This is a genomic window from Myxococcus sp. NMCA1, from assembly GCF_026810205.1.
In the GTDB taxonomy this organism is placed as follows: Bacteria; Myxococcota; Myxococcia; order Myxococcales; family Myxococcaceae; genus Myxococcus; species Myxococcus xanthus_A.
In genome coordinates, this window is sequence record NZ_CP113950.1 from 1,670,990 (window position 1) to 1,685,340 (window position 14,351).

Consider the following 14,351-nt stretch of genomic DNA (forward strand, 5'->3'; position numbering starts at 1 on the left):
TGGCCCTCAGCCATCCAGGTCCTCCAGCGGGCTGGCCCTGCCGGAGGGCCCGGTGTTCCGCCAGGCGGCGTCCTCGGGCGGAGGGGCAGGGCGGGCTCCGTGAAGCTTGCCTTGCATCGCCCCTCGCCGGTCCAGCATGCGGCAATTGATGGCGAGCTGCATGTCGGTCTGGTCGATGCGGTCGCGTCCCTCGAGGTCTGCCCGCGTGAGCGCCAGTTTCATGATGCGGTCATGGGCTCGCGCGGACAGGCCGAACATTCGCACCGCTTGCTGCAGCATGTGCTCGGCCCGTTCGCTCATGGCGCAGTACCGGCGCAGCAGGTGCGCGGGAAGCTGCGCGTTGCAGTGGATTCCCGGCTCATCGCGATAGCGGGCGCGTTGACGCTCGCGCGCGACCTGGGCCCGCTCGCGGTAGTAGCGGCTCGAGGGCTCTTGGACCGTCGAGCGGGCCATGTGGTGATACTCCACCGGGCGCGTCTGCAGGCTGATGTCGATGCGGTCCAACAGGGGCCCGCTCACGCGCGTCATGTAGTCGAAGACGCGCTGCTCACCGCAAGTGCAGGAGCGGCTGGGGACGTTGTAGTAGCCGCAGGGGCAGGGGTTCATCGCGGCCACCAACATGACTCGGCAGGGATAGGTGATGTTCTGGTTGGCGCGTGCCAGGTGGATGACGCCTTCCTCCATGGGCTGGCGCAGAACCTCCAGCACGTTCTTCCGGAACTCCGGAAGCTCGTCGAGGAAGAGCACGCCATTGTGCGCCAACGAGAGTTCGCCAGGCCTCGCCGAGAGGCCGCCGCCCACCAGGCCCGCGTCGGAGAGGGTGTGATGGGGCGCGCGGAAGGGGCGCTCGCGCATCAATGCGTGGCCTTCGCTCAGCAAGCCCAGCACCGAGTAGACCTTCGTCACCTCCATGGCCTCGGTGAACGTCATCTCCGGAAGGATGCCGGGCAGGCGCCGCGCCAGCATCGTCTTCCCCGAGCCCGGGGGCCCGGACATCAAGACGTTGTGGCCTCCCGCCGCGGCGATTTCGAGGGCGAGCTTCAGGTCGGCCTGCCCACGGACATCGGACATGTCAGGTGCCTGGCCCGTGGGCGCCAGAAGACTGGGTTCACGCTGCCGCGTGTACGGCGTGATGCTGCAGGCCCCCGTCAGGTGGTCCACCGCCTCCCGCAGGGTCTTCACGGGAAAGACGCGCAGTTCTTCGACGAGCGCGGCCTCCGCGGCATTGGCCCAGGGCACCATGACGCCTTCGAAGCCGCCGTTGAGCGCCGCCACCGCCAACGGAAGCACTCCTTTGATGGGGCGGAGCGTTCCGTCCAGGGACAGCTCGCCTCCGAAGAGAAGCCGTCCCAGCGGGGCTTCATCCATCAGCTTCGCCGCCGCTAGGACGCCCAATGCAATCGGCAGCTCGAACGCCGCGCCTTCCTTCTTCAAATCCGCGGGCGCCAGATTCACGGTGATTCGCTTCTGAGGAAGCTCGAAGCCCGTGTTCTTCAGCGCCGAGATGACGCGGACTTTCGATTCCCGGACCGCGCCCTCCGCCTGCCCCACGACGTTGAAGTAGGGGAGGCCGAGCGCCATGTCGACCTCACACTCCACCACCACCACGTCGATACCCATCAACGCCCCCGACCGCACCCTCGCCAACATGACCCGTCCTCTCGCCGTTCCGCGCGGAGTCCTTCAGCAACGCACGTACCGAGAGCCACTCCAGGCGTAGACCCGCGCTCGCCAATCCGCGGCGGCGGATGCCCATCCCAGCCTCGGGAGGTTTGAGTTTCAGTGTCCTGGTATTTGTGAAGCCGGGACTAGCCATGCCCTGATGAGTCCGGTAGCGTTTCACCCACCTTGGGGGACGCGATGGGGGCAAAGGCCGCAGTGGAATCGGGGGTCGTTCGTCAGCGCCGGCAGGTTCGTATCCGCAGGGCGGACATCAAGCGGGGCCAACGGATGAAGGTGGCGTTCGGGGTGTTCCGCTTCTGCCTCTACGGCATGGTGGGGCTCAGCGCCGAAATCTTCTTCTACAACCTGGTGCGGATTGCCCAGCACGTGCCGCTGCTGGAGGCGCTCTTCCGCTTCCAATGGCGCGTGGACGACCGGTTGGGACTCAACGCCATCTGGGATACGCCCATCTCCACGGCGTATGGACAGTGCTCGCTGTGGATGTTCGTCATCTACGGCGTGGCGTGCTTCTGTTTCATCGAGCCGCTCTACCGCTGGATGCTGTACCAGCACACGGGTCTGCGAGCCGCTGTGTACGGCGTGGTCATCCTGCTCTTTGAAGGCTTCTCCGGGGTCCTGCTGGAGCGGCTCACGGGATACCGCATCTGGTACTACGCGGATGCCGGCGCCATTCTCTGGCAGATGACCTCGCTCTACATCCTGCCCATCTGGATGGTGACGGGCCTGCTGGCGGAGTTCATCTACAGGGAGCTGATGGACCCCGACCTCCTGGCGGCCTTGGAGTCTCCGCTGCCCGCCACGCCGGAAGAGACCGAGGCCTCGTTCCAGTTGATTCGGTAGACGCAGGCGTGGCCGTCGTAGCCGGACATCTCGATGACGATGTCCTGCGCACCGGCCACCCGCAGCCCCGCGTGGATGATGCCCGCGGTGAAGGCAGGGTAGGGGCCTACCTCGTTCATCCAGAGCTCGAACTGAGTGGGCCCCAGCTCACGCAGCTTGGATTCCGTGTAGTTGTTGCCAGCCCGGAAGTTCTGCGTGGCCCGCATCAGCGTCCTGCGGGGCCCCAGCACGCGAAGCAATGAGAGGACGGCGCGTCCCAGCATCGTCTCGCGGAAGCCTTCGATATAGGCCTCACCCAGCTTCCAGGTTCCCTGCTCGAGCGAGAGTTGGGGAAAGAGCTCCTCCGACGTGATGCGAAGGAACGTCATCCACGCGTCGAAGGTGTAGGCTGGCCGGAGCTTCTGGTCCACATCGAGCCCTGCCTGACGCAGGCGTGCCTTGCACTCAGGCGTCAGGCGCCCGTGCAGTGCCCGCAGGAACAGGGCTTCGATGGTCTGCTCGAAAATGAGAAGCTCGTCGGCCATGAGGAGTGAACTCTAGCCGACGAGCTTCTCGATGTGAACCACGTACCCACCCGGAGCGTAGGCTCCGGAAGAGGAGTCTCAGGGCGTGGGTGCGGGGGGCGGGGTCGGCGTATCGACCGAGGTGCCCTGGATGATGGCGTTCTGCGGCAGCTCCGTGGCCATGCCCAGCACCTTCGCTCCAGCGGCCTTCGCGCCGTCCAGCGCGGTGATGAGCCGCCCGTAGTTGGTGGCGTCATCCGCCATGAAGAAGACGACCTTGTCGTCCGCCTTCTTGGCCGCCAGCATGCGCTTGAGCCGCGTCACGTAGTCGGCGGGGGCAATCTTCTCCGTGTTGATGGAGTAGCCACCGTCCTTGTCAAGCTGGACCACCAACTGCTGGTCGTTCGGGTCGGGAGGCGTCGGCTCCTGTTCGACCTCGGTGTCCGGCACGCGCACCACGATGTCCTTCTCGAGGAGCGGCGTGACGACCATGAAGATGATGAGGAGCACCAGCACCACGTCGACCAGCGGCGTGACGTTGATCTCCGAGTTCGGCTGCGCCTGGGGCTTGACCCACTGTCGTTGCTTGCGGCCGGCCATTACTTCTTCTCCTCGACGCCCAGGGAGATCTGCTTGGCCTTGGACTTGCGGGCCACGTCCAGCACCTTGCGCACGTCACCGACGCTGAGCGCGTTGTCGCCCTTGAGCAGGATCTTCTTGCCTGGATCCTTCAACATCTCCTCGGTGAGCTTCTCCTGGAGCCCCTTCTCATCCACCTGGTCATTCTCCACGAACACCTTCTTGTCCGGGGTGATGGAGAGGATGAGCGGGTCGGCTTCCTTCCCTTTTCCTTCCTTCTCGATCTCGGTGGCCTTCGGGAGCTCCACGGACTTGCCACGCTGGAGCATCGGGGTGACGACCATGAAGATGATGAGGAGCACGAGCACCACGTCGACCAGCGGCGTGACGTTGATGTCGCTCTTGACGCCCCCCTTGGGGCCTGCTGACATTCCCATGTCTTTACCTGTTTCCTGGTAAGGAGGTGCCCGCCTTCACGGTGGGCCTCCAGCTCCCCGAAGAAGAGCTGGAGACAGAGTCACCGTGAAGGGCATCGGGTCGTCCCCGGCTCGCCCGGGACGTCTCAGGCGGCGTTCGAGGAGTGCGCGCCACCACCCAGGTGGCGGGCAACCACGTCCAGGAACTCGTTGGACGACTCGGAGATGTCCACCGAGCGCGCGTCCACCCAGCCCTGCAGGAAGTTGTACGCCATCACCGCGGGGATGGCCACGAGCAGACCGAAGGCCGTGGTGATGAGCGCCTCGGCGATACCGGCGGAGATGGTGCCGAGACCGCCGGAGCCCGCCTGCGCCATCAGCTGGAAGGCGTTGACGATACCCATCGTGGTGCCGAGCAGACCGACGAACGGCGCCGTGGAGCCGACCGTGGCCAGCAGGCCCAGACCGCGCTTCATGCTCTGGACCTCACGCTGCGCCTGACGCTCCAGCGCGCGCGCCACCGACTCCACCGCCACGTCCTTGTTGTTCGGGCTGATCCGGTACGCCGTCAGTCCGGAGTTGATCACCCGGCCCAGGTGGCCCACGTCCTTGCCCAGGTTGGTGTTGGCGGCCGTGTTCAGGTCGCCTTTGGCCAGGATGGCACCCATCTTCGCGGCGAAGTTGCGGCTGTCGGACCGCGTCTTGCGGAAGACGATCATGCGCTCCGCCATCACGACCAGCGAGGCGATGGACATGATGCCCAGGGTGAAGATGATCATTCGGGCGAAGAGGCCCGTGTGCGCCCAGATTTCTGCGAGAGTGAATTGCATGGTTGGGTTGAGCGCTCCTCCTCACGAGCGCGGGGTAGTCGGCAATACGCCTCTAAACGACGCGCCCTGACTCAGCGCGGCAGCTTGAAGTTCAGGGTGAAGGTGTAGTCCACCTGCACAGGACGGCCCTGGAACGTGACCGGCTTGTAGCGCGACGATGCCAGCGCGTCCAGGACGGCCCGGTCCATGTGGGGCAGGGGCTTGATGATCCGGCAGTTCTCCACTCGACCTTCCACGGTGACGATGCACTTCACGATCATCGTTCCCTGGACGCGAGCCTCGAGCGCCTCACGAGAGTACTCGGGCTGAGGACCGGAAAGCTTCTCTGGGCGCGTCATGCCCGCGCCGAACGGAAGCACGTCGGTTCCCGTCCCGCCCAACTGGCCGCCGACCACGCCGCCAATCACACCACCGACCACGCCACCGACGACGCCGCCGACCACGCCACCCTCCACGCCGCCCTCGACGACTTCTTCGCTCGCCTCTTCTTCAGCGGGAGGCTCGTCGGAGGGCTCCACTTCCTTCGGGACCTCCTTCGGAATCTCCTTCGGCTGGACGATGGCGTCCGGCTTCTTGGGCTTCTTCGGCTCCGTCTTCGGCTTGCTCGAAGAGGCAGGAGGAGGCGGAGGCGGAGGGGGCGGCGGAGGCGGTGCCATGGTCGCCTTCAGCGTGACCTCAATCTCCTTCTCCTCTTCGACGGGCGGCCGCGTCGACAGCCAGACGGCGAGGCCGAACAGCGCCACATGGAGGATAACCGAGACAGTAGCCCCGACGCCGAATCGCGACTTGGGCCCCTGACCACGGTCAAGGACTGAATCGAACATGCACTAGACTCCTCTTCACCAATGGACACCCATCGGCGACGCTCCGCCCGGATGAAAGGGCGCGCTACCATACAGAAACGCGTTCCGGGTTCAAGCAAGCATGGTCGACGGTTGTGGCGTGATCGGGCAATTGCCCCACTGGTTACCAAAAAGCAACGGTCTATTGACAACTGCTCGACCTCGGATATTTTCCCGGGTCATTTTCACTTGCAGCCCACCTTGGAGGGGTCTGGTATGCACTTGAACCGAGTGCTCCGGGAAACCGGAGTTGTTGTCGCCGCAGGTCTGCTGTACGGATCCGCGGCTTTCGCACAGTCGAGCACGATCATCGGTACGGTGATCGACGCTCAGAGTCGGCAGCCTGCCGCTGACGTCGTTGTGACCGCCACCTCGCCCAACCTTCAGGGTGAGCAGACGGTCGTCACCGACGCGCAGGGTAACTACCGCATCCCCCAGTTGCCCCCCGGCGACTATACCCTGCGGTTCGAGAAGGAGCAGTTCAAGCCGTACGCTCGTTCGGCCATCCAGCTGCGCCTCAACCGCACCATCCGCGTCAACGTGGAGCTGCTCCCCGAGGCGCTCGGTGAGGTGGTGGAGATCGTCGGCGCGCCCCCGACCATCGACGTGGGTTCCACGACGATGGGCGTGAACGTCGATCAGGAGTTCATCAAGCGCATCGCCGTTGCGCGTCCGGGTGGTAAGGGCGGCGCGACCCGCTCCTTCGAGTCCCTGGCCGAGCTCGCGCCTGGCGCCCAGAACGACAACTACGGCGTGTCCATCAACGGCTCGACCTCGCCTGAGAACGGCTACGTGGTGGACGGTCTGTCCACGAACGACCCGGCCTTCGGCGTGAACGCCAGCCCGTTGAGCATCGAGTTCGTGCAGGACGTGAACATCATCACCGGCGGTTACATGCCGGAGTTCGGCCGGTCCACCGGCGGCGTCATCAACGCGGTCACCCGGTCGGGCTCCAACGAGTTCCACGGCTCCGTGTTCGCGAACTGGACGCCGGGCACCCTCGAGGGTACCCGCAAGCAGGTTCGTGAAGAGGGCACGGTCATCACCGGCCAGAACCAGCTGCAGAACCTGGGCGACTTCGGCGCCACCCTCGGTGGTCCGATCCTCAAGGACAAGCTGTGGTTCTTCGCCGGCTTCGCGCCGTCGTTCACCCGCTACCAGCACACCCGCACGCTCAACGCGCTGCGCGTCGATGACGCGGGCAACCCCGTCCGGGACGAGTCCGACTTCTCGGTCGTGGATCCGATCCCCGGCTCGGCCAGGAACTACTACGCCGACTCCCGTACCATTCAGTACATGGGTAAGTTGACGTACCTCATCAATCAGGATCACAACGTGTCGTTCGCCCTGAACGGCACGCCGACCTCGACGGGTGGCCTTGGGAAGCTGAGCGTCAATCCCCAGTCGGGAGGCCTGCCGGGCGTGCTGGCTTCCCGTCCGGGTGACTTCGGTCTCACGGAGACGAAGGCCAACACGACGTCGATGGCCCTGAAGTACGCCGGTGCCTTCGCGGACAAGAAGGTCCTCGTTGATGCGAACCTCGGCTGGTTCCACCAGACCGCGTCCACCCTGCCGGGTGACGGCAGCAACCTGGGCGATCGCACGGGCCTGGCTGGCTACTCGCGGATGATTTACATCAACCCGCGCCCGCTGACCCTGTTCGAGGCCCTGCCCGAAGGGCAGGAAGGCGCCTGCGGCAGCACGCCGGAAGAGCAGCTGCTCCGCTGCCCGGTGACGGGCTACGGGGTGGGTGGCCCTGCCTTCATGAGCGACCAGACGCTTGATCGCTACCAGGCCAACGCGAAGGCCACCTACCTGCTGAACGCGCTGGGTACCCACGTGTTCAAGGCGGGCGTGGACGTCGAGTTGCTGTCGTTCGATCAGGTGAAGGCGTACGGTGGCGGCGTGTACTACCAGGAGGGGGGAAACTGGGCTGCTGGCCAGGGCCCCGCCGTGCACGATGCGCGTCGTTACGGGTATCAGACGGGTCCTGACTCTGCGGTGACGCAGTTCACCCAGGTTGCCAAGACCACCAGCACCACGGTCGGTGGCTTCCTCCAGGATTCCTGGTCCATCGCGAACCGGGTGACCCTGAACCTGGGTGTCCGGTACGACGTGCAGGCGCTCTACGGCGGCAACGGCGATCTCGCGCTGCTGCTCGGCAACCAGTGGTCGCCCCGTATCGGCGCGATTGTCGACCCGTTCGCCAACGGCCGCGCGAAGGTGTTCGTGAACTTCGCTCGTTATTACGAGCAGGTTCCGCTCAACCTGATGGACCGCGCGTTCCCGGGTGAGAATCGCATCGGCGCGCGTCGCTCCCTTGCGGAGCCGGGCCAGGGCACGGCCACCTCGTGCGATCCGTCCAGCTTCGAGAGCCAGCAGGCTACGTGCAACTCCGACTCGAACCTGCTTGCCATTCCGGAGAGCAGCCGGAACGTGAACCGCTTCTACACGGGCGGCACGGCTGGCGGGACACCGGTCGACCCGGACATCAAGCCCCAGTCGTCCGACGAAATCGTGGTCGGCGCCGAGTACGAAGTGCTGGCAAACACCCGCCTGGGTGCGAGCTACACGCACAAGAACATGAACTCGGTCATCGAGGACATGAGCCGCGACGACGGCAACACGTACTTCCTCGGCAACCCCGGCAGCGGCTTCGCTGGTGAGTTCCCGGAGCCGGTTCGTAACTACGACAACGTCACCGTCTACCTGAACCGCACGTTCGCCGACGGCTGGCTTGCCCAGGCCAACTACACCTGGTCGCGCCTGTACGGTAACTACCCCGGTCTGTTCCGTCCTGAGACGGGCCAGCTGGATCCGAACATCCTCTCGGACTTCGACCTCATCGAGCTCCTGGAGAACCGCACGGGCCTGCTGCCGTTCGACCGCACGCACCAGATCAAGGTCTTCGGTGCGAAGGAGTTCAACATCTCGAACGCCCTGTCGGCGAGCGTGGGTGTCTCCTACCGCGGTAGCTCTGGTACGCCGATCAACTACTGGGGTCACCACTGGGCCTATCTCCAGGACGAGTCCTTCGTCCTCCCCCGTGGCGCTGGTGGCCGTACGCCGTGGATCAACACCATCGACTCCAACATTGGCGTGAACTACCGCGTCAGCAAGGACAGCGTGGTGTCGTTCACCCTGGACGTGTTCAACCTCTTCAACTTCCAGGGCGTGAACACGGTCGACCAGACGTACACCCTGCGCGACATCAAGCCCATCCCGGGTGGAACGCCTGCCGACCTCGAGCCGGGCAACCTGCCGGGTCGCGTGGAGTTCCAGGACCAGGCGCCGCGTGATGAGCCCTTCGGCAGTGTCGACGGCGACGTGAACAAGAACTTCAAGAACCCGACCTCGTACCAGGCGCCCCGTCAGGTCCGCTTCGGCATCCGGTACACGTTCTAATCCCAGGCCCAATCACGGAATCGGAACAACAGTCACATGACCAAGAACATCGTGAAAACTGCGTTGGTTCTCCTGGGCACGGGAGGCCTGCTGTCGGGTTGCAGCGTCGAGCAGCCTGACCCCGGCTGCTTCGTGCAGGAATCTCCCCACTGGGCCGTGAAGTACGAGCAGGTGGAGGCCCCTCGGGATGCCGCTGGCAATGCGTGCGACACCGTCGCTCCGCCCGCGGAGATGGTGGGTGTGTACCGGTACATCAATCTCGATGACGGTACCGCGAAGCTCGCCCTCCGTCCTCAGGGCCTTGCGAGCCGTGGCACCGCGGACACCACCACCGGCCAGAACGAGCAGACCGCGCTGGGCGACCTGGCGACCGACCGCGACGCCGAGGACTTCTGCAACGCGCCGAGCTTCCCGGCGGCTCGCGTCAACGTGGCCTCCCCGGCGAACCAGATCGTGTACCAGTACGCTAATGTTCGCGTGTACTCGGCGCCTTCGGCTCCGGGCACCCAGATGACGGGCGAGCTGACCTACACGAACAACGGCTGCACCTCGAAGTACGTGATGAACGCCATCTGGCCGGCCGTCGGTTGCGACCCCGAGTCGGATGCCCCTGCGGACAACTGCGGTCCGGGCTCCGGCCTGAACCCGGACTTCGCGGCGACGTGCATCACCACCGCGAACTGCGCCATCTTCGCGGGCGAGACGAACTGCTGCGTCCCGACGAACCAGGTCCCGTCGTTCAAGTAGTCGAACAAGTCGTCTGCTGAACCGCGCCACCCCACCTGGGTGGCGCACCTCGGCCCCGGCGGTCTCTCCCCACATGGGAGTGGCTGACCGGGGCCGCGGTGTTTAAAAGGCTGGACCTGTACTGGAGGCACATGGAGGGCCGTTACTCACTCATCGAGCGCGTTCGCAGCTTGCTGGCGGACGAACAGGGCACGCTGTACAAGGCGGCGCCCTACCGGGTGGCCCTCTGCTACCCCAGCCCCTACCACGTGGGCATGAGCTCGCTTGGCTACCAGGCCATCTACCGTGAAATCCACGAGCACTCCGGAGCGACGGCCGAGCGCGTCTTCCTTCCGGATGACGTGGACGCCTTCAAGCGCACCCGGACGCCGCTCTTCACCTGGGAGTCCCAGGCCCCTGTCGCTGACTTCGACATGCTGGCCTTCTCCGTGGCCTATGAGCTGGAGCTGACGGGGCTCTTCTCCATGTTGGAGCTGACCGGCATCCCGCTCCTGGCGGAGGAGCGCCAGGATGGCCGCTATCCGCTCGTGGTGGGCGGCGGGCCGCTGACGTTCTCCAACCCGGATCCGCTGGAGCCCTTCGTTGACGTGCTCGTCCAGGGCGAGGCGGAGGATTTGATCCACTTGCTGGTGGAGGCCGCGGCGACCATGGAGCGCGAGGCCCTCCTGGCGCACCTGGCGCGCATCCCGGGCTTCCGCGTGCCCGGGCGGGGCGGGGCGCGATACCACGTGGCCAAGGCAACGGATTCACGGCTGCCTGCCCGGTCACAAATCGTGACACCGCACACCGAGCTGCGCTCGATGTTCCTCATCGAGCCGGAGCGGGGCTGCTCCCGGGGCTGCCATTACTGCGTCATGCGGCGCACCACGAATGGGGGCATGCGCACGGTGCCGCCGGAGCGGATCCTGTCCCTGATTCCGGAGCATGCCCGCCGGGTCGGGCTGGTGGGCGCGGCGGTGACGGACCATCCGCGCATCGTCGAATTGCTCCGGACGATTGTGGACTCCGGCCGTGAGGTGGGGGTGTCCTCCCTGCGCGCGGACCGGCTGACCCAGGAACTGGTGGATCATCTCCGGCGGGGAGGGGCCACGAACCTCACGGTGGCGGCGGACGGTCCATCACAGCGCCTGCGGGACATGGTCGACCGGAAGCACTCGGAGGAACAGATTGTCCGGGCCGCGACCTTCGCTCGTACGGCGGGGATGAAGCAGCTCAAGGTGTACAACGTCGTGGGTCTGCCGACCGAAGAGGACGCGGACATCGACGAGCTCATTCGCTTCACCAGCGAGCTGTCCCGCATCCTCCCGGTGGCACTGGGCGTGGCGCCCTTCGTGGCCAAGCGCAACACGCCCTTGGATGGCGCTCCTTTCGCGGGCATTCGCGAGGTGGAGGGGCGGCTGGAGCGCCTGCGCAAGGGGCTTCGGGGGCGCGCCGAGGTGCGCCCGACGTCCGCGCGCTGGGCCTGGGTGGAGTACATGTTGGCCCAGTGCGGTCCGGAGGCTGGGCTGGCGGCAATGGATGCCTGGAAGGCGGGAGGGAACTTCGCGGCGTGGAAGCGGGCCTTCGACGCCCGGGACTGCGAGCCGTACCTGGCCCGGCGGGTGGCGGACGGCCGGCGCAACCCCGTCCTGTGGCCCACCGTGCCGAGGACAGCGCCCCCGGCGTCCGCCGCCTGACGCGGGAGTGCACGTGGTGGTGCACGTCCGCCCCGGCTTCCGCTAGAAGGCCGCTTGGCGCGCCGATGGCCGGCGTCCAGGGCAGCGGAGAACCAGGTGAGCACGCAGCGAGTGGACAAGTCGTGGCAGCAGAAGGGCCTGAAGGAGTACTCGACGGAAGCCCTGCTCGGGACGCTCGGCCACTACGGCATTGCCGTGGGCGAGGACGACTTCCGCAAGCTGGCGGAGTCGGCCTTCCCGATTGGCATTGCCCAGCAGTGGCGGCCGCAGTGGAAGGGCACCGGCCCCTTCAAGGACTTCGCGGTGGCGGCGGCGGTGGAGCTGTGGAGCCGCTGGCTGCCGGACCGCGTGGCGCCCATGGAGATGGCCGACACGCTTGCGAACCTGATGCAGCAACTGTCGTTCCTGTTGGGTGGGCGGCAGGACGCGGCGGTGGACGCCGCCTTCGAGAAGATGAACGCGGTGCGCGCGAAGATGCCGCTCGACGAGAAGGGGGCGCCGCAGGAGCGCTTCATGCGCGAGGCGCTGGCGCCCTTCACGGAGAAGCAGGCCGAAATCTTCGACAGCCTCGCGGAGGCGCTGGCGTCCTCGGGCCACGTGGGCCACGCGGAGTCCTTTGCGGACCTGGAGGAGTTCCTCCTGCCGGACCGCCGTGGAATCTCGCGCGCCATCGTCCGCGCGGCGAAGGGCGAGCTTGGACCCGCCACCGAGGACATGGTGAAGCTCACCGAGGACACCGAGCGCTCGCCCATCGCGCGCCTGCTGGCGGTGGACGGCCTCATCCACATCAAGGCGCACGGTCAGGCGGCGGCGGCGGCCCGCACGCTGCTCGCGGCGGCGGAGCAGGGTGGGGATTTGCACCTCGCGCTGGACCTCGTTCCCCGCCTGGAGCACGTCTACAAGGCGCAGAACGACCGCGAGTCGCTGCTGGAGCTGATGGGCATCTCCGAGCGCCTGGAGGCGGCCCACGACAAGATTCACCCCGGCCACCGCCGTCACCGTCACGGTCGCTGAGGCACGCGCGTGACAGGGGGCCTGCGTGGCCTCCTGTCACAGCCCGTGGGAAGAGTGGGGCCGTTCGCCGGCTCCGCCAAGGAAGAGGGCGCCAGGGAGCCGCGCTTCCGCCCCTCCGTCCTAGCTGTTCGTCTCCTGTCCTTGAGGAGATTCGGAGGCGGGCGGCACCTCTTCCGGCACGTCCTTCGCGCCGCCCCTGCGCTTCAGCGGAACGCGAAGCACGCCGGGGACACCTTCGGCCACGTCTCGTACGGAAACCACGGCGCCCACGGTGGTGTAGCGGATGGCGCCCGTCTGCGTGAAGGCGTGCTTGAGCGGGTACTCCTTCGCCCGGGGGAGGAACCACTCGCGCGCCGCCTTCATGGGCACGACGTGCAGCTCTCCCTGCGAGAGGAAGACGTACACCAGCAGGTCCGCGCCGCTGTAGAGGAAGCAGCCCGGGGTGTCCTTCTCCAGGTTGGACACCAGCTCGAAGAAGTAGCGGCGGCGGGTGGCGTTGCGGTCGCCTTTCACCTCGATGCCGCGCACCTCTCCCGAGGGGAGCTCCCAGAGCAGGTCCACACCCCGGTGCTGGAAGCGCGGGTCCAACTGCACGTCATGCACGCGCGAGCCCGGCTCCGTCTCCAACATCCATGCGCGGGCGTGCTGCACGGCGCGGTCCGCCGCGCTCTGCACGCCGCGCATGCTGAAGCTTCGTGCCATGTCGTCTCAGCGGCGCAGTTCGACGCCCGTGGCCACCAACTGCACCTCACGCGGCTTGCCGTCGGCGCCGCGGGGGACGATGGCGCCCTCCGACTCGTAGTGCTGGGCGCGGCTGTCGGTCAGCTCGGCCACCTTCAGGACGCCTTCCACACGCGCCTGCGCGCCCGCGGAGTCCAGGGGGACGAAGAAGCCGTAATCCTTGAACGTCACGCGCACGCCCGGGCCCTTGTCCTGGCCGTTCGCCGCCAACTCCATCCAGCAGCCCTTGCGCTCACACGCCTTGCGCACCTGGCCCTCGAGCAGCACCGTCTTGCCGTCGTGAGCCTGCGGCTTGGCCAGCACGTCCGCGAGCTTCACCGCCTTGGCGCCCTTGAGGGGATCGCCGCGGGTGAGCTTCCAGCCATCGTTCGCGGGGGCCGCCGCAGCGGGCGCGCCTTCGGCCTTGGGCGCGGTCTGCGCCTGCGGGGCGGGCGGGTGGTGGCAGTCGGCCTCGGCGGCCTTGCCCGCCTTGGCGGACGACTTGTCGCCCGCGAGGGCAACCAGGGGAACGGCGACCAGCAGCATCAGGGACGTGCGGAGCGTGTTCATACCCCGTCCGCTTAGCCAAAAGTCTTTGCTCCGGCAAGGCGACCCCCGTACTAAAGTCCATCCATCCGCACATGCTGACGAGGTGCGCTTGAAGGTCGTCATCCCTCCCCGCAACCGCCGTTTCAGCACCGTGGACGCCATGGGCCTCGCCGGCGTGGTGGGGCTGCTCGTGGCGCGCTACATCCCGGTGGCCCGCATCATCCCCTTCTGGGGCTGTGTGCTCAGAGAGCAGACAGGGTGGCCCTGCCTTGGCTGCGGTCTGACGCGCGTGGCCGACCGGGTATCGCACCTCAACTTCGCTGGCGCCTGGGAGGCCAACCCCCTGGGAACGGTGGCGGCCATCGTGTTCGCCCTGGCGGCGGTGGTCATGGTGCTGCACCTGGTGTTCGCGATGCCCATCCCCCAGGTGGAGCTCTCCCCCCGCGAGTGGAGCGTCCTGGGCGTCCTGACGCCCATCATCATCCTGGTCAACTACGCCTACGTGGTGGTGAAGACGCGCTTCCCCCACCTGCTGCTGTAGCCTCTG

14 protein-coding genes are annotated in these 14,351 nt (G+C 66.6%); 6 read left to right on the forward strand and 8 right to left on the reverse strand.

Annotated features, from left to right (window positions below; translation table 11 throughout):
- Positions 1 to 6 precede the first annotated feature (6 nt).
- Positions 7 to 1,650, reverse strand: coding sequence for a YifB family Mg chelatase-like AAA ATPase (locus OZ403_RS07130; RefSeq protein ID WP_268783766.1), 1,644 nt, complete (start codon positions 1,648 to 1,650; stop codon positions 7 to 9).
- Between the two features lie 198 nt (positions 1,651 to 1,848).
- Between OZ403_RS07130 and OZ403_RS07135 the strand changes: the two genes are divergently transcribed.
- On the forward strand, positions 1,849 to 2,523 hold the full coding sequence (locus OZ403_RS07135; RefSeq protein ID WP_140788492.1) for a hypothetical protein: 675 nt from the start codon (positions 1,849 to 1,851) through the stop codon (positions 2,521 to 2,523).
- Here the strand turns inward: OZ403_RS07135 and OZ403_RS07140 are convergent.
- The 5 genes from OZ403_RS07140 to OZ403_RS07160 all read right to left on the reverse strand — a co-directional run bounded on the left by OZ403_RS07140 (position 2,424) and on the right by OZ403_RS07160 (position 5,675).
- Positions 2,424 to 3,047, reverse strand: a complete 624-nt coding sequence (locus OZ403_RS07140; RefSeq protein WP_140788493.1) for a DUF2378 family protein — start codon at positions 3,045 to 3,047, stop codon at positions 2,424 to 2,426. The two genes, OZ403_RS07135 and OZ403_RS07140, sit on opposite strands and share 100 nt — an antisense overlap.
- A 78-nt stretch (positions 3,048 to 3,125) precedes the next feature.
- Positions 3,126 to 3,626, reverse strand: a complete 501-nt coding sequence (locus tag OZ403_RS07145; RefSeq protein ID WP_140788495.1) for an ExbD/TolR family protein — start codon at positions 3,624 to 3,626, stop codon at positions 3,126 to 3,128.
- On the reverse strand, positions 3,626 to 4,042 hold the full coding sequence (locus OZ403_RS07150; protein ID WP_140788496.1) for an ExbD/TolR family protein: 417 nt from the start codon (positions 4,040 to 4,042) through the stop codon (positions 3,626 to 3,628). The genes OZ403_RS07145 and OZ403_RS07150 overlap by 1 nt, the downstream gene beginning before the upstream one ends.
- A 125-nt stretch (positions 4,043 to 4,167) precedes the next feature.
- A complete protein-coding gene (locus OZ403_RS07155; RefSeq protein WP_140788498.1) occupies positions 4,168 to 4,851 on the reverse strand; it encodes a MotA/TolQ/ExbB proton channel family protein in 684 nt (227 codons plus the stop codon).
- Between the two features lie 71 nt (positions 4,852 to 4,922).
- Positions 4,923 to 5,675 carry an energy transducer TonB gene (locus OZ403_RS07160; protein ID WP_140788500.1) on the reverse strand — a complete coding sequence of 251 codons (753 nt, stop codon included), beginning with the start codon at positions 5,673 to 5,675 and terminating at the stop codon, positions 4,923 to 4,925.
- A 21-nt stretch (positions 5,676 to 5,696) separates the two neighbouring features.
- Between OZ403_RS07160 and OZ403_RS07165 the strand changes: the two genes are divergently transcribed.
- The 4 genes from OZ403_RS07165 to OZ403_RS07180 all read left to right on the forward strand — a co-directional run bounded on the left by OZ403_RS07165 (position 5,697) and on the right by OZ403_RS07180 (position 12,535).
- The gene (locus OZ403_RS07165; RefSeq protein WP_268783768.1) at positions 5,697 to 9,098 is read left to right on the forward strand and encodes a TonB-dependent receptor; all 3,402 of its coding nucleotides are present in this window, start codon (positions 5,697 to 5,699) and stop codon (positions 9,096 to 9,098) included.
- A 36-nt stretch (positions 9,099 to 9,134) separates the two neighbouring features.
- On the forward strand, positions 9,135 to 9,845 hold the full coding sequence (locus OZ403_RS07170; protein ID WP_268783769.1) for a hypothetical protein: 711 nt from the start codon (positions 9,135 to 9,137) through the stop codon (positions 9,843 to 9,845).
- A 131-nt stretch (positions 9,846 to 9,976) separates the two neighbouring features.
- Positions 9,977 to 11,521: a radical SAM protein gene (locus OZ403_RS07175; protein ID WP_268783770.1), complete on the forward strand. Its 1,545-nt coding sequence runs from the start codon at positions 9,977 to 9,979 to the stop codon at positions 11,519 to 11,521.
- A gap of 96 nt (positions 11,522 to 11,617) precedes the next feature.
- Positions 11,618 to 12,535 (forward strand): hypothetical protein, encoded by a 918-nt coding sequence (locus tag OZ403_RS07180; RefSeq protein ID WP_237078106.1) that lies wholly within the window; start codon positions 11,618 to 11,620, stop codon positions 12,533 to 12,535.
- A 120-nt stretch (positions 12,536 to 12,655) separates the two neighbouring features.
- On the opposite strand, the gene OZ403_RS07185 is transcribed toward OZ403_RS07180, so the two are convergent.
- Both OZ403_RS07185 and OZ403_RS07190 read right to left on the reverse strand, forming a co-directional pair.
- Positions 12,656 to 13,237, reverse strand: a complete 582-nt coding sequence (locus OZ403_RS07185) for a hypothetical protein (protein ID WP_140788510.1) — start codon at positions 13,235 to 13,237, stop codon at positions 12,656 to 12,658.
- Positions 13,238 to 13,243: 6 nt separating this feature from the next.
- The gene (locus OZ403_RS07190) at positions 13,244 to 13,825 is read right to left on the reverse strand and encodes a DUF4920 domain-containing protein (RefSeq protein ID WP_174258676.1); all 582 of its coding nucleotides are present in this window, start codon (positions 13,823 to 13,825) and stop codon (positions 13,244 to 13,246) included.
- An 88-nt stretch (positions 13,826 to 13,913) separates the two neighbouring features.
- On the opposite strand from OZ403_RS07190, the gene OZ403_RS07195 reads away from it, so the two are divergent.
- Complete coding sequence (locus OZ403_RS07195; RefSeq protein ID WP_163884329.1) at positions 13,914 to 14,345, forward strand: DUF2752 domain-containing protein; 432 nt, start codon at positions 13,914 to 13,916, stop codon at positions 14,343 to 14,345.
- Positions 14,346 to 14,351 lie beyond the last annotated feature (6 nt).

What these genes read in the sequence shown, in the direction of transcription:
- OZ403_RS07185 (WP_140788510.1), bottom strand. Translation starts at nt 13,237, where the DNA reads ATGGCACGAAGCTTCAGCATGCGCGGCGTGCAGAGCGCGGCGGACCGC.
- OZ403_RS07170 (WP_268783769.1), top strand. Translation starts at nt 9,135, where the DNA reads ATGACCAAGAACATCGTGAAAACTGCGTTGGTTCTCCTGGGCACGGGA.
- OZ403_RS07155 (WP_140788498.1), bottom strand. Translation starts at nt 4,851, where the DNA reads ATGCAATTCACTCTCGCAGAAATCTGGGCGCACACGGGCCTCTTCGCC.
- OZ403_RS07175 (WP_268783770.1), top strand. Translation starts at nt 9,977, where the DNA reads ATGGAGGGCCGTTACTCACTCATCGAGCGCGTTCGCAGCTTGCTGGCG.
- OZ403_RS07190 (WP_174258676.1), bottom strand. Translation starts at nt 13,825, where the DNA reads ATGAACACGCTCCGCACGTCCCTGATGCTGCTGGTCGCCGTTCCCCTG.
- OZ403_RS07140 (WP_140788493.1), bottom strand. Translation starts at nt 3,047, where the DNA reads ATGGCCGACGAGCTTCTCATTTTCGAGCAGACCATCGAAGCCCTGTTC.
- OZ403_RS07150 (WP_140788496.1), bottom strand. Translation starts at nt 4,042, where the DNA reads ATGGGAATGTCAGCAGGCCCCAAGGGGGGCGTCAAGAGCGACATCAAC.
- OZ403_RS07160 (WP_140788500.1), bottom strand. Translation starts at nt 5,675, where the DNA reads ATGTTCGATTCAGTCCTTGACCGTGGTCAGGGGCCCAAGTCGCGATTC.
- OZ403_RS07165 (WP_268783768.1), top strand. Translation starts at nt 5,697, where the DNA reads ATGGACACCCATCGGCGACGCTCCGCCCGGATGAAAGGGCGCGCTACC.
- OZ403_RS07130 (WP_268783766.1), bottom strand. Translation starts at nt 1,650, where the DNA reads ATGTTGGCGAGGGTGCGGTCGGGGGCGTTGATGGGTATCGACGTGGTG.
- OZ403_RS07145 (WP_140788495.1), bottom strand. Translation starts at nt 3,626, where the DNA reads ATGGCCGGCCGCAAGCAACGACAGTGGGTCAAGCCCCAGGCGCAGCCG.